This window comes from Novosphingobium olei (assembly GCF_037076535.1).
In the GTDB taxonomy this organism is placed as follows: Bacteria; Pseudomonadota; Alphaproteobacteria; order Sphingomonadales; family Sphingomonadaceae; genus Novosphingobium; species Novosphingobium olei.
The window spans coordinates 1,293,001-1,306,017 of the sequence record NZ_AP029021.1 but is presented as its reverse complement, the minus strand read 5'-3'; the positions used below and the strand labels follow the sequence as shown (position 1 = coordinate 1,306,017).

General features: G+C 66.3%; 13 protein-coding genes and 1 tRNA gene. 2 read left to right on the top strand and 12 right to left on the bottom strand.

Features of this window, described 5'->3' with window-relative positions; genetic code table 11:
- Positions 1–32 precede the first annotated feature (32 nt).
- The 7 genes from AACH40_RS06265 to radA all read right to left on the bottom strand — a co-directional run bounded on the left by AACH40_RS06265 (position 33) and on the right by radA (position 7,445).
- Positions 33–1,580 (bottom strand): aminoacyl--tRNA ligase-related protein, encoded by a 1,548-nt coding sequence (locus AACH40_RS06265; RefSeq protein ID WP_338644835.1) that lies wholly within the window; start codon positions 1,578–1,580, stop codon positions 33–35.
- A 94-nt stretch (positions 1,581–1,674) separates the two neighbouring features.
- Positions 1,675–2,232, bottom strand: coding sequence for a polyhydroxyalkanoate synthesis repressor PhaR (gene phaR / locus AACH40_RS06260; RefSeq protein ID WP_169492704.1), 558 nt, complete (start codon positions 2,230–2,232; stop codon positions 1,675–1,677).
- An 89-nt stretch (positions 2,233–2,321) separates the two neighbouring features.
- Positions 2,322–3,389 carry an alanine racemase gene (locus tag AACH40_RS06255; protein ID WP_338644833.1) on the bottom strand — a complete coding sequence of 356 codons (1,068 nt, stop codon included), beginning with the start codon at positions 3,387–3,389 and terminating at the stop codon, positions 2,322–2,324.
- Entirely contained in the window at positions 3,370–4,986 is a 1,617-nt protein-coding gene (locus tag AACH40_RS06250) for an MFS transporter (protein WP_338644831.1), read from the bottom strand. Before AACH40_RS06250 ends, AACH40_RS06255 begins: the two co-directional genes overlap by 20 nt.
- 67 nt (positions 4,987–5,053) lie before the next feature.
- Positions 5,054–5,476: an iron-sulfur cluster assembly scaffold protein gene (locus AACH40_RS06245; protein WP_338644829.1), complete on the bottom strand. Its 423-nt coding sequence runs from the start codon at positions 5,474–5,476 to the stop codon at positions 5,054–5,056.
- 5 nt (positions 5,477–5,481) lie between these two features.
- Positions 5,482–6,066 carry a CvpA family protein gene (locus AACH40_RS06240; protein WP_338644827.1) on the bottom strand — a complete coding sequence of 195 codons (585 nt, stop codon included), beginning with the start codon at positions 6,064–6,066 and terminating at the stop codon, positions 5,482–5,484.
- Between the two features lie 11 nt (positions 6,067–6,077).
- The gene (gene radA / locus AACH40_RS06235) at positions 6,078–7,445 is read right to left on the bottom strand and encodes a DNA repair protein RadA (protein WP_338644824.1); all 1,368 of its coding nucleotides are present in this window, start codon (positions 7,443–7,445) and stop codon (positions 6,078–6,080) included.
- Positions 7,446–7,558: 113 nt separating this feature from the next.
- Here radA and AACH40_RS06230 point away from each other — a divergent pair, with 113 nt between their 5' ends.
- Positions 7,559–8,071, top strand: a complete 513-nt coding sequence (locus AACH40_RS06230; RefSeq protein WP_169492699.1) for a hypothetical protein — start codon at positions 7,559–7,561, stop codon at positions 8,069–8,071.
- Positions 8,072–8,327: 256 nt separating this feature from the next.
- Here AACH40_RS06230 and AACH40_RS06225 read toward each other — a convergent pair.
- The 3 genes from AACH40_RS06225 to efp all read right to left on the bottom strand — a co-directional run bounded on the left by AACH40_RS06225 (position 8,328) and on the right by efp (position 9,839).
- Positions 8,328–8,411: transfer RNA gene (locus AACH40_RS06225), tRNA-Leu, on the bottom strand.
- Positions 8,412–8,447: 36 nt separating this feature from the next.
- Positions 8,448–9,272, bottom strand: a complete 825-nt coding sequence (locus AACH40_RS06220; RefSeq protein WP_169492834.1) for an inositol monophosphatase family protein — start codon at positions 9,270–9,272, stop codon at positions 8,448–8,450.
- A 3-nt stretch (positions 9,273–9,275) separates the two neighbouring features.
- On the bottom strand, positions 9,276–9,839 hold the full coding sequence (gene efp, locus AACH40_RS06215; protein ID WP_169492698.1) for an elongation factor P: 564 nt from the start codon (positions 9,837–9,839) through the stop codon (positions 9,276–9,278).
- A gap of 93 nt (positions 9,840–9,932) precedes the next feature.
- Between efp and AACH40_RS06210 the strand changes: the two genes are divergently transcribed.
- The gene (locus tag AACH40_RS06210; RefSeq protein ID WP_422394886.1) at positions 9,933–10,358 is read left to right on the top strand and encodes a hypothetical protein; all 426 of its coding nucleotides are present in this window, start codon (positions 9,933–9,935) and stop codon (positions 10,356–10,358) included.
- Between the two features lie 15 nt (positions 10,359–10,373).
- Here AACH40_RS06210 and AACH40_RS06205 read toward each other — a convergent pair whose 3' ends face one another.
- Positions 10,374–12,326 carry an OPT family oligopeptide transporter gene (locus tag AACH40_RS06205; RefSeq protein ID WP_338644821.1) on the bottom strand — a complete coding sequence of 651 codons (1,953 nt, stop codon included), beginning with the start codon at positions 12,324–12,326 and terminating at the stop codon, positions 10,374–10,376.
- A gap of 42 nt (positions 12,327–12,368) precedes the next feature.
- Positions 12,369–13,007 carry a M23 family metallopeptidase gene (locus tag AACH40_RS06200; RefSeq protein ID WP_422394899.1) on the bottom strand — a complete coding sequence of 213 codons (639 nt, stop codon included), beginning with the start codon at positions 13,005–13,007 and terminating at the stop codon, positions 12,369–12,371.
- Positions 13,008–13,017: the final 10 nt, after the last annotated feature.

Here is a 13,017-nt window from a genome sequence, read left to right as displayed (position 1 = left end):
GCGGCCAGCGAACCGCCGCGCCTTTGCCAGTATCAATACGCGCGCGCCACCAGGATACGTTCGACCGCAGGCTCGCCGGTGAACGGGCAGGTGCCGTCCACGGGCGCTGCATCCAGCGGCGTGTTTCGGATGGTGAGCTTGAGCGCCTTCAACTGCTCGACCACCTTGTCGAGCGCGGCACCGGTCGGGCGCGACCACTGCATTTCGACCCAGCCGGGGAACTTGCGATCCTCGGCAAAATAGGTGGCAAGGCCGGCAAGGTCGGTTACCCCCCGCTCGATCTGTGCGTCGCGACGCGCGCGGGCTTCCTCATAGAGCGAGCGCTCGATGTCTTCCAGCTCGCTTGCCGCCATCGCCACGAATTCGCCCTGCGCCATGCCGGTGAAGTTCGCCTTCCCGGCATCGTTCCACAGCCGGTCGCGGCGCAGCACCGAAACCTGTCCGCCCTCGGCATCGCGCCCGCCGATCTCCAGGATCAGCGGCACGCCCTTCTTGACCCATGCCCACCGCTTCTGCGTCGCCTTGCCGGGCCGCTTGTCGAGCAGCACGCGCACGCGCTCCCCGAACGCGGAGAGCTTGGCCAGCTCCGCGCGCAGCTTCTCGCAATAGGCGAGCAGCGCCGCGTCGCCATCATTGTCGCGCAGCATCGGCAGGATCACGATCTGCTGCGGCGCCACCTGTGGCGGAGTACGCAGGCCGTCGTCGTCGCCATGGGTCATGATCACGCCGCCGATCATGCGGGTGGAAACGCCCCAGCTGGTGGTGTGGCACAGCGTCTGCTGGCCTTCCTTGTCCTGGTAGCGGATGCCCGCCGCCTCGGCGAAGCCGGTGCCGAGGTAGTGCGATGTGCCCGCCTGCAGTGCCTTGCCATCCTGCATCATCGCCTCGATCGAATAGGTCGCGACCGCGCCGGGGAAGCGCTCGTTTTCAGGCTTGGGCCCCGCGATGACCGGCAGCGCCAGCGGCCCTTCGGCAAAGGCGCGATACATTTCGAGCGCGCGCAGCGTCTCGGTCATGGCATCGGCTTCATCGGCGTGCGCGGTGTGGCCTTCCTGCCAGAGGAATTCGCTGGTGCGCAGGAACATGCGCGTGCGCATTTCCCAGCGCACAACGTTGGCCCACTGGTTGGTCAGCAGCGGCAGATCGCGCCAAGATTGCACCCAGCGCGCCATCGCCGCGCCGATCACCGTCTCGGACGTCGGGCGCACCACCAGCGGCTCTTCCAGCTTCGCCTCGGGATCGGGCACCAGCCCGCCCTTGGGATCGGCGATCAGGCGGTGGTGCGTGACGACCGCCATTTCCTTAGCGAAGCCTTCGACGTGGTCGGCTTCCTTGGCGAAGTAGGACAGCGGGATGAACAGCGGGAAATAGCAGTTCTCGACGCCGGCCGCCTTGATCTGTTCGTCCATCAGCTTCTGGATGCGTTCCCAGATGCCATAGCCCCATGGCTTGATCACCATGCAGCCGCGCACGCCCGATTCCTCGGCGAGCTCGGCCTCGGCGATGACCGCCTGGTACCACTGGGCGAAATCTTCCTCGCGGGTGACGGGAAGCGCGTGCTTGATCGTGGGCTTGTTCATGGCGCGGGGGTTAGTGCCCCGCGCGGATTCGGGCAATCCCGGATAGCGCCTGCCCCACCGTGGCAAGCGCTATCGGATCACCCCGCTCGCCGCATTACTTGACGAGCTGGTCCAGCTTCTTCTGCATGTCGGCCATCTGCTTGCGCAGCGCTTCCAGTTCGTCGGATTCGCCCGCAGCCTTGGGATCTTCCCGTCCGGGGGTGGCGGCGCCCGGCACGAACGCGGCGGCCGCAGCCTTGAACATTTCCATGTTGCGCTGGGCGATCTGCGCCAACGGGTTCGCGCCGATCGAGTCCTCGATCGCCTTGCGCAGCTTCACCTGGTTCTCGCGGAAGTGCTCCATCGAGGCTTCGAGGTAGCCGGGCAGCAGCGCCTGCATCGAATTGCCGTACATCGAGATCAGCTGGCGCAGGAAGTTCGTCGGCAGCATCTGCTCGCCCGCCGATTCCTCTTCCATAATGATCTGGGTCAGGATCGTGTGCGTCAGGTCGGCGCCGGTCTTGGCGTCGATCACCTGAAAGTCGACATTGTCCTTCACCATCTGGGCGAGGTGGTCGAGCGTGATGTAGCTCGACGTACTGGTATTGTAGAGCCTGCGGTTGGCGTACTTCTTGATGATGACCGCTTCGCCGTCTTTTGCCTGCTGTGCCATTGTATGTGCGCCCCCGCTGGGTTCTCTCCTGCTAATTAGCAGATGCAGCATGTGCAGCGCAATAAAAGTTAGCAGTTAAAGTTAAAATACTACAACCTTGCAAACCGCCGGCCCAAAAGGGTCAACATCTCGTATTGGGACAATCCTGTCGCGGCACTTGCGGTCGGCAGATCATATTCTGCACTCAGCCAGTCTCCTTCGGCACATTCGGGCACTGCGGAAAGATCGAGGATCACAAGGTCCATCGAAACCCGCCCGATCACCGGCAAGGTCTTCCCATTGAACGAAAATTTCCCGATCGAGGACCAGCAGCGAAGGTATCCGTCGGCATAGCCGATCGACACCGTCCCGGCGCGGATCGGGCGGTCGGCAATGAACGTGGCATTATAGCCGACCAGGTCCCCCGCGGAGAGATCGCGGGTCTGGATCAAGGCTACTTCCGGATAAGCGGTTTGCCTTATCGTGCCTGCGAAATCGCGGCGCGGAATCCCGCCATAAAGCGCGATCCCCGGACGCGTCAGATCGGCATGGTAATCCGCCCCCAGCGCAATGCCCGCGCTGTTGGCAAGGCTGTAGCGGCGCCCCTTCACGCCCGCGCGCACCTGCCGGAAACGCGCAAGCTGCGCGGCGTTCTGGTCGGTATCCTCGTCGGCGCTGGCAAGATGGCTCAGCACCAGGTCAATATCGAGTTCGGCCAGCGCGGGATGGCCCAGTTCGCTCATCGCAATGCCGAGCCGGTTGATCCCCGTATCCACCATCACATGGCATGTCCCGCCGCCCGCAGCCTGCCAACGCGCCGCTTGCGCGATCGAGTTGAGCACCGGGCGGACACCGCTGCGCTGCGCGAAAAGGACATCCTCATGCGTAATCGGTCCGTGCAGCACGGCGATGCTTTGGGCCGGCACATGCGCCAGCAGGCTTGGCACCTCGCTCCAGTGCGCCACGAACCAGTCGCGGCAGCCCGCCGCCGCCAGGACGGGCACCACGCGGCTGGCGCCGAGGCCATAGGCATCGGCCTTGACTGCGGCCCCCGCCCGCGCCGCGCCCGACATCCGGTCGAGCGTGCGCCAGTTGTCGGCCAGCGCCCCGGCATCGAGCCGCAGGCGCAACGAAGCAGGCGGCAGGCTCAGGCAGGTATCAGGCAGCTTGGTCTCCATAATCGCGCGGCTTCCCGCCCTTCAGGCCCCAGGCCGCGACGATCAGCGCAACCAGGACCACGCCCCAGGTGTACCACAGGCCCGAATAGGGATTGCCGGTCTTGGCGACGATCAGGGTGGAAATGAACGGCAGGAAGCCACCGAAGTAGCCCGTGCCGATGTGATAGGGGATCGACATCGAACTGTAGCGGATTCGCGGCGGGAACATTTCCGCCAGCAGCGCCGCCACCGGGCCGTACGTCGCACCCGAAAGCGCCATCAGCAGTACCAGCCCCAGCACCACGATCGCGGCGCGGCCGAAGTCAGGCGTCACCTTGGTGAAATCGTAGCCTGCATCGCCGAGCAGCGCCTGCAACTGCGTCGCCCGCGCCTTCTTGTCGTCCCAGGCATAGCCGTCGAGCGAAAGCACCCTGTCGCCCGCGCGCAGCATCAGCGCGCTGCCCTGCACCAGCGTGTAGGGGACGCCCGATCCCGTCAGGTCAGCCAAAAGCTTGCTGCACGGCGTCGCCTGCTCGGTGGCGAAGGCGCTGTAGCGGCAGTCGGGCCCGCTCACCACCACCGGCACCGATCGTGCGGTTTCGGCAAGCCCGGGATTGGCCGCGCCGCCCACCAGCCAGAACGCCGGAAACAGCAGAAGCAACGTGGCCACATAGCCCAGCACGATCGGCTTCTTGCGGCCCACCTTGTCCGACAGGTGCCCGAACAGCAGGTTGAACGGCATGCCAAGGACACAGGCGATGCCGACAAGGATTTCCGCCGTCGTATCGTCGACCCGCACCGCGGATTTCAGGAATGACAGGCCGGAGAACATCGCGGTGTACCAGATCACCGTCAGGCCAGCGGCCACGCCGAACAGCGCGATGAACAGGCGGCGCTTGTTGCCGGGATAGGTCAGGCTTTCGACGAAGGGATTGCCGGCAAGCTCGCCCTCCTCCTTCATCGCCTTGAACACCGGGCTTTCCGACAGCTTCAGCCGCATCCACATCGAAACCGCCAGCAGCGCAAGGCTAAGCACGAACGGAACGCGCCAGCCCCATGCCGCCCAGGTTTCCGCGCTCATCAGCGCCTTGCACGAAAGCACCACCAGAAGGCTGAGGACAAAGCCGCCCATCACGCTCGCCTGGATGAAGCTGGTATAGAAGCCGCGCCGTTCGGGGTTGGAATGTTCGGCCACATAGACCGCCGCCCCGCCGTATTCGCCGCCCAGGGCAAGGCCCTGCAGGATGCGCAGCAGGATCACCAGCACGGGCGCCGCCATGCCGATCGTTGCGGCCGAAGGGATCAGGCCGACACCCGCCGTGGCAATGCCCATCAGCAGCACGGTGACCAGGAAGGTATACTTGCGCCCCAGCCGATCGCCCAGGAAACCGAACAGCACCGCGCCCAGCGGCCGGAAGCCGAAACCGACCGCAAACACCAGCCAGAACAGCAGCATTTCCAGCGTGGCGTTACCGGTCGGGAAGAAGGCCTTGGACAGGATCGAGCCGAGCGTGCCGTAGATGAAGAAGTCGTACCATTCGAACACCGTGCCCGCGCTGGACGCGGCGATCACCAGCCGGATGTCGCTGGCGCTCGGTTCGCTCTTGCTGTCGCTCATGCCGGTCCCTTCTCCCGTTTCCGAATGCTCTAGCGAAGGCATGGCCAGCGCGAAAGCCTCGCAAAAATCATGGATGGTATAAGGAAAGGGCATCCAGCGCGGCGTCCCACGCCAGCACGATCGCGCCGTGGCGTCCGGGGTAGGCCTGGGCCGGTTCGATCAGTTCGAAGCCCGGCCAATCCGGCAGGGGCCCGTCACCCGCAAGCCACGCGGCGATCTCGCTGCGGGCGGCGGCAATCTCCTCCGCGTTGCGCCCCGCTGCCGCAGCCGCAAAGACGTTCGCGGCGGCCTGCCCCACGGCACAGGCATGCGGCCTCAACCCGACGCGGACAATCCGGCCTTCGCCGTCGACGGCAAGCGCCATGGCAAGGCTGCTGCCGCAGGACCGCGATCGCGCCTCTCCGCGCAGGGGCAGCGCCTCGTCCCACGGGTAGGTGGCAAGGCCGGTCGCGGCGGCGAGGATCGCCGGGGTGTAGAGCGCTTGTGCCATGATGATCAGTCGGCGGGGCGGCGCTTCTTGCGCGAAGCGGTGCGGTGTTCGGTCGCGGCGGCGCTTGCGCTGTCGTCCGGTTCGGCCGCCCGCGCCGCTTCCTCGCGCCGTTCGGCGATGAGCGTCATCAGCTCCTCGCTCGCGGCATTGAGCACCGGATAAGTCCGGCCGAGCGAAATCCACTCGGGCCGTCCGGATGCGCCCCACACCACGTCGTAGCCGAACACCAGAACCGAAAAGCCCAGCACGACGACGACGAAGGCCTTCACCGCGCCGAAGCCGAAGCCCAGCAGGCGGTCGATGGGGCCAAGCGTGGAACCGCGGCTTGCCTGCCCCATCCTGCGGGCGATGAAGCGGGTGGCGAAGACGGGACCGACCATCAGCAGCGCGAAAGCCAGCACACCGGCACCGGTTTCGGTCGAAAGGTGCGGTTCGAGCCAGAGCGTGAGCGGGGCATGGAGGTAGCGCACGGCGACGACTGCCACGCCCCAGGCGAGCAGGCTCAGCACTTCCTCGACAAACCCACGGAAGAAGCCACCGATCGCCCCAACCGCCACCACGAGGAGCACGACATAATCGAAGCCGGTCATTGCAACGGGTGCTACGAGCCGCCCACGATGCGGTCAACGAGATTTGGCAGGAGCTTGAGACTGCCAAAGCGCAGGCCCGGCACCTTTTCGCCCCCCACATCCGGCCCGTAGGCCGTGGTGAAACCTAGCTTTGCCGCTTCCTTCAACCGGATGCCGCCGTGCGCCACCGGACGCACCTCGCCCGCCAGCGATACTTCGCCGAACCAGGCGCAATCGGACGGCAGCGGCCGGTCGGCCAGCGCGGACACGAGCGCGGCGGCAACGGCAAGATCGGCCGCCGGATCGGTCAGGCGATAGCCGCCGGCCACGTTGAGGTAGACTTCGGCCGACGAGAAGCTGAGCCCGCAGCGCGATTCCAGCACCGCGAGCAGCATGGCGAGGCGGCCCGAATCCCACCCGACCACCGCCCGGCGCGGCGTCGCCCCGCTCGCCAGCCGCACGGTAAGCGCCTGGATTTCGACGAGGACGGGCCGCGTACCTTCGAGCGCGGGGAACACCGCGCTGCCCGCCACCGGCTGGTCGCGGCCGGAAAGGAACAGCATCGACGGGTTGCCCACTTCCTCGAGCCCCGCCCCGGCCATGGCGAAAACGCCGATTTCGTCGACGGCGCCGAAGCGGTTCTTGAGCGCGCGCAGGATGCGGTACTGGTGACTGCGTTCGCCCTCGAAGCTCATCACCACATCGACCATGTGTTCCAGCACGCGGGGGCCGGCGATGTTGCCGTCCTTGGTCACGTGGCCGACCAGCACCATGGCGACGCCATTTTCCTTGGCGTAGCGGATCAGTTCGAACGCGCAGCCGCGCACCTGGCTGACGGTGCCGGGCGCACCTTCGATCTGGTCCGAATGCATGGTCTGGATCGAATCGATCACCAGCAGCGCGGGCGGCTCCATCGTGCCGAGCGTGGTCAGGATATCGCGCACCGACGTGGCCGAGGCGAGCCGGATCGGCGCCTTGCCCAAGCCCAGCCGATCGGCGCGCAGGCGGACCTGGTCCGACGCTTCCTCTCCGCTGATATAGACCGACAGGCCGCCCGCGTTGGCGATGCTTGCCGATGCCTGGAGCAGCAGGGTGGACTTGCCGATGCCGGGATCACCGCCCATCAGGATGGCCGAACCCGGAACAAGCCCGCCCCCAAGCGCGCGGTCGAATTCGGCAAGGCCGGTCTTGCGCCGCTTCGGCAGTTCGACCGGCTCGTCCAGCGAGACGAAACGCACCGCGCGCCCACCGCTCGACAGGTCGTGCTTTGCCGAGAACACGGTTTCGGGCGCTTCTTCGGACAGGGTGTTCCATTCCGAACAATCGGCGCACTGGCCCTGCCAGCGATTCGACACGCTTCCGCACGCTTGGCAGACATAACGACGCTTGGGCTTGGCCATGGCTCCGACTAACGCGAACATAGGGCGAACACAAGCGACCTTTGGCGCCATATCGACAGTCCGCAAGGCGTGGCAAACGGCCTGTTAACGCTTTGCATTCATGACGAGCGGCGATGGCTTCACCCGCACCCATGCTCGGGATCGACCCGAAGATGTATCGCCACTTCGCGGCGATCACCCTGGTGCTGTCGATCGCTATCGCGATGTTCACCAACGGCAAAAGCGACGCGCCTGCGGCCCCACCGGCCGAGGCAGCGGCGCCCGCACCGGGCAAGCCGACGGACAAGGCACCGCCCCATCCCGAGGTGAAGACCGGCAACGGCACGCTGGTCGATGCCCGATCGAACCCGCCGCCGCCGAGCGATATGGATGTGGGGCCCGATCCGATCGACGGGACCGACACCAGCGTTTCCCCCTATGCCCCCGCCCCCAACCAGATCCAGATCGAGCTCGACCCCCGGCAGGCCGCGACGATGACGGCGGCACAGCGGGAGGAGGCGCTGAAGCAGTTGCAGGCGGAAAAGAAGCGGCGCGAGGAGGCCGGGCCCTACCGCCCCTCGGCCATGGAACTGCGCACGCTGCGATCGGCATCGGCGCTGCGTTCGGGTTCGGACGGGGCCGATTGAAGGGCCCATTTTCATCCCCCGGCGAGGCCCCAAGTTGACAAAGTTGACAGACTACAAAGGGCAAACTGCGGACAAGGCCCGGATTCAACGCGTTCGATCAAAAACCACGCATTATCAGAGTTTTAAAAGAGCGAAGCGGGGCTTTTACGCCGCCACGGCGCTGTAGGAAAGCAGCGGCCATGCTTGCATATGCAAGAGACGTGTCAACTTGCCCGCACGGATGCGGCGAGCAAGGGACAAATTGTCTTTGAAAAGGTGGTGCCCCTGGCCAGACTCGAACTGGCACGGATCTCTCCAACCGATTTTGAGTCGGTCGCGTCTACCATTCCACCACAGGGGCACTGCGGACGCGGCTTAGCCGCGCCCGCGCAAAGGTTCAACCGGCCTTGAGCGCGCCGGCAAGCAGCTTGTGCAGGCGCGAATGCAGCGCATCGTTGCCCGCGAGCACGGTTTCATCGCAGATGGGCAGCGAACGGCCGCGGAAATCGGACACGAAACCGCCCGCTTCGCGCACCAGCAGACAGCCGGCGGCGGTGTCATAAGGCTGCAGCGCCGATTCCCAGAACCCGTCGAAACGACCGGCGGCAACCCACGCGAGATCGAGCGAGGCCGCGCCGAAGCGACGGATGCCCGCAACACGCGGGCCGAGTTCGTGATAGATCCGCGTCCATTCGCCCATGTCGCCGCGATTGGCGAAGGGAATGCCGGTGCCGATCACGGCTTCATCGAGGTTGCGACGCGCCGAAACGCGCAGGCGGCGATCCTGCAGCCAGGCGCCACGGCTCTTTTCCGCCCAGAAGCTTTCGTCGGTGACCGGCTGGTAGACGATCCCGGCGGTGACTTCGCCCCAGCCCGAACCATCGAGCTTGGGCTCCTGCACCGCGATCGAGATCGCGAAGTGCGGGATGCCGTGGAGGAAATTGGTGGTGCCATCGAGCGGATCGACGATGAAACGCGGCTTGGTGGGATCGCCGGGCAGTTCGCCCGCCTCTTCCATCAGGAAGCCCCATTCGGGGCGCGCCGCGCGCAGTTCGTCCCAGATCGTGCGTTCGGCAGCCTGATCCGCCTTCGAAACGAAGTCGGACGGTCCCTTGCGGCTGACCTGGAGGTGTTCGACTTCGCCGAAATCACGACGGAGACGCTGCCCGGCCTTGCGGGCAGCCTTCTCCATCACGCGCATCAGACCGGACATCGCCATGATGGATCAGCCCGCCTTGCCGACGTAGGTACGCTCGTACACGTCAACCACGATGCGCGTGCCGCTTTCGATATGCGGCGGAACCATGACGCGCACGCCATTGTCGAGGATCGCGGGCTTGTAGCTGGACGAAGCGGTCTGGCCCTTCACCACGGCGTCGGCTTCGACGATGGTGGCTTCGACCTGTTCGGGCAGCTGCACCGAGATCGGGCGATCGTCGTACATTTCGAGCACGGCGGTCATGCCATCCTGCAGGAATGCTTCGGCGCCGCCGAGCAGGTCCTTGGGCAGGGTGATCTGGTCGTAGGTTTCGACGTCCATGAACACCAGGTCTTCGCCTTCGGCATAAAGGAACTGGAAGTCCTTGGTATCGAGGCGTACGCGTTCCACGGTATCGGCACTGCGGAAGCGGACGTTGGTCTTGCGGCCATCGATCAGGTTCTTCATTTCGACCTGCATGAACGCGCCGCCCTTGCCGGGCTGGGTATGCTGGGTCTTGGCAACCTTCCAGATGCCCTTTTCGTATTCCAGGATATTGCCCGGACGGATGTCCACGCCGCTGATCTTCATGATGGAAAGAGCCCTGCCAGAGATGGGGAAGCGCGGCCCTTAGCGCCAAGCGCCGATTGCTTCAAGCGCAGCCGTCGTGCTAGCGCGACTGGCGTGATGAAGTCGCGCCTTGCCCTGATCGCCGCGTGCCTGCTGGCGAGCGCCGGTTCCGCCGTTCCGGCCCATGCCGTCCCTGGCGGAAAACTGCACACCCTGGCCATCGGCCACTGGCTGTGCGAGCAGCCCGGCGATGCGACCAAGCCGCCGGTGCGCCTGGAAGCGGACGATTTCTGGGCGGTGCAGGATTCGAGCTATTCGCTGCGCAACGGCGAGACGGGCACGTACCTGCTGCTGGCCGATCGCCTGGTAATGACGTCCGGTCCGTTCGAGGGACGGGCCTATGCCGTGGAAAGCGCCGCGACCGTCCACCCGCTTGGCAGCGATGGCAAGGAAACCGGGATGCGCTGCGTCAAGTCGGGTACGCCTTCGGCCTATGTCGACATGGCCGAGACGAACCCGCCGCTGCCGACCAAGAACTGATCCCGCCGGGCGGGATCACGCCCGCCTGACGGAATCGCGCTGCATCGTAGCATAAGCGAAGGCGATGATCGTGCCGAACACGATGATCCCCATCGGCACGGCGACACCGGTTTCGCCCGCGACCGCCATCACGTCGGCATTGTTGCTGGCAGCGACCAGCGCGGCGTAGGCGATGTTGAACAGGCCGTCACCGACGATTAGCCCGGTGGCGGCGAGCACCCCCATGCGTTCGGCAAGCTCGGGATCGGCCTGCCGGGAAGCCCAGCGGTTGTAGACGTGCCCGAGCACAGCGCCGACGACGACCAGCGCGGTGACCTGCATCGGCAGGTACATGCCCATGCCGACGGCGAGCGGTGGCAGCGCGCCCTTGCCCGTCTTGCGCAGCACTTCATCGCCAGCGACGACCGCGACGCCGATGGCTGCGCCGATGCCGACGAGGCCCCAGTCGAGATTGCCGCCGAGCACGCCCTGCGCGATGGCGGAGATCAGCGCGGCCTGCGGCGCGGAAAGCGCGTTCTTGCCAGCGCCGGGCATCCCCTCGAACCCGAACGTCGCGTTGAGCAGATCGAGGATCGGCGGGATCACCAGCGCGCCGAAGCCGACGCCGAGGATGAGCGCGACCTGCTGGCGCCACGGCGTTGCGCCGACGAGCTGGCCGGTCTTGAGATCCTGCAGGTTGTCGTTGGAGATCGTCGCCACGCCGAACACGATTGCGGTGACGAACAGGGCGAAGGCCACCAGCGCCCGCATATCGGCTGGCGAGCCACCGCGTCCGAAGATCGCCAGCAGCACCAGCGAGATGCCGAGCGCGGCGAGGATGCCGACGCCCGAGATCGGGCTGTTCGACGCGCCGATCAGGCCAGCCATGTAGCCGCAGACCGACGCGATGACGATGCCGGCGATCAGCACATAGATCACTGCCGCGCCGATGCCGAGGCCGAGCTTGCTGGCGACCGGGCCACCCGCGGCGAAATCGGCGAGCAGCAGCGCGATGGGGATCATCAGCGCGAGGATGGTGCCGCCGACAACACCGATCGGCAGATCGCGCTCGGTGAGCTCCAGACCTTCCATGCCCTGCCCTGCCCGCGCGCGGTTGGCGGCGATGGCGGCGGCGATGCCGCGCACGATCGGCCCGATCACGCGCAGCAGCGTCCAGATCGCGGCGATGCCGATGGTGCCGGCGCCGATGAAGCGGATCTTCTGGCGGAACACGGTGCCGATGAAATCGGCAAGCTCGGTGCCCGCAGGCGGGCCGCCCGCGGTGTAGACCGGCAGCAGCACGCCGAAACTGATGACGATGCCGACCAGCATCGCGATGCCGACGGCAAGGCCGACGAGATGGCCCACGGCGACGAGCGCGAGCGAGAGCCCGCCCGCCACCGACGTGCCGCCAGACCCCACAGAAATGGTGAAGGAGGCTTCTTCGGCCACCAGCTTCATTTTGGCGAGCAGCGGGTAGAACAGGCCGAGGAACGCACCGCGTCCGACCGCAGCAAGGCCCTTGCGGTTTTCCTCTACCCCGCCGACGCCTGCACCGACCTTGAGCACTTCGGCGGCGGCAACGCCTTCGGGATAAGGAAGGTCCGAACCCGTCACCAGCGCACGGCGCAGCGGCACCGAATACATCACGCCCAGCGCGCCACCGATGGCAATGACGGCGACCGACTGCCAGTAGGGAAAGCCGCTCCACCAGCCGACCATAACGAGGCCGGGCAGCACGAACACGATCGCTGACAGCGTGCCGGCCGAGCTGGCGATGGTCTGGACGATGTTGTTTTCCTGGATCGTCGATCCGGGAAGCAGCCGCAGCAGCGCCATCGAGATGACGGCGGCAGGGATCGACGTCGCGAAAGTCAGCCCGATCCGCAGGCCGAGGTAGACGTTGGCACCGGTGAACACCATCGTCAGCAGCGCGCCAAGCACCACGGCGCGCAAGGTCAGTTCACGGATCGGTTGCTCTTGCGCCATGCGGTTCTCCTCAACCGTGCCGTAGTGGCACGTGCAGGCGGATCAGGGAAGCGCGCGCAGCAGCGGGAAGGGATTGATCGGCTCGCCCTGATCCCAGCGCGCTTCGGGCGTGGTGCGCAGCAGCGCAAAATGGAGATGCGGGGCGCCCGGATCGGCATTGCCGGTGGCGCCGACCGCGCCGATCACCTGCCCCGCGCGCACCGCCTGCCCTTCGGCGAGGTCCGGGGCGTAGGCGGACAGATGCGCGTAGTAGGCCATCGTCCGGCCATCGGGGCTGCGGATATAGATCGTGTTGCCGCCGTCGTTCGACAGGAACAACTTGTCGACCCGGCCCGCCATCGCCGCGAGCACGGGCGTGCCGGAAGGGGCCATGATGTCGATCGCATCGTGGATCCGCGCGCCGCCGGCCCGCGCCTGCGTATAGGTGTCCGTCAGGTCGGCGGGGCGGACGCCCTGGACCGGCAGGACGAGCGACCCGGACATCGCCGGAACTGGCGCGAGCGGGGACGCAGCAGGATGCGGCACGGCGGGGGCAGGACCTGGTGCGCCGACCAGCGACTGCGGCATGACTGACGAACGCGCGCCACCGTTCATCCAGAGAGCCCCGGCAACAAGCCAGACCGCCGACGTGATCGCGGCGGTGGTGGCGATCAGGCGCAGCTTGTCCTGCCACCGCTCCATCGCGATCACG

Coding starts and splice junctions, on each gene's coding strand:
- AACH40_RS06245 (WP_338644829.1), bottom strand. CDS start 5,476: ATGGCACAAGCGCTCTACACCCCGGCGATCCTCGCCGCCGCGACCGGC.
- AACH40_RS06205 (WP_338644821.1), bottom strand. CDS start 12,326: ATGGCGCAAGAGCAACCGATCCGTGAACTGACCTTGCGCGCCGTGGTG.
- radA (WP_338644824.1), bottom strand. CDS start 7,445: ATGGCCAAGCCCAAGCGTCGTTATGTCTGCCAAGCGTGCGGAAGCGTG.
- phaR (WP_169492704.1), bottom strand. CDS start 2,232: ATGGCACAGCAGGCAAAAGACGGCGAAGCGGTCATCATCAAGAAGTAC.
- AACH40_RS06250 (WP_338644831.1), bottom strand. CDS start 4,986: ATGAGCGACAGCAAGAGCGAACCGAGCGCCAGCGACATCCGGCTGGTG.
- AACH40_RS06255 (WP_338644833.1), bottom strand. CDS start 3,389: ATGGAGACCAAGCTGCCTGATACCTGCCTGAGCCTGCCGCCTGCTTCG.
- AACH40_RS06265 (WP_338644835.1), bottom strand. CDS start 1,580: ATGAACAAGCCCACGATCAAGCACGCGCTTCCCGTCACCCGCGAGGAA.
- AACH40_RS06200 (WP_422394899.1), bottom strand. CDS start 13,007: ATGGAGCGGTGGCAGGACAAGCTGCGCCTGATCGCCACCACCGCCGCG.
- efp (WP_169492698.1), bottom strand. CDS start 9,839: ATGAAGATCAGCGGCGTGGACATCCGTCCGGGCAATATCCTGGAATAC.
- AACH40_RS06230 (WP_169492699.1), top strand. CDS start 7,559: ATGGCTTCACCCGCACCCATGCTCGGGATCGACCCGAAGATGTATCGC.
- AACH40_RS06240 (WP_338644827.1), bottom strand. CDS start 6,066: ATGACCGGCTTCGATTATGTCGTGCTCCTCGTGGTGGCGGTTGGGGCG.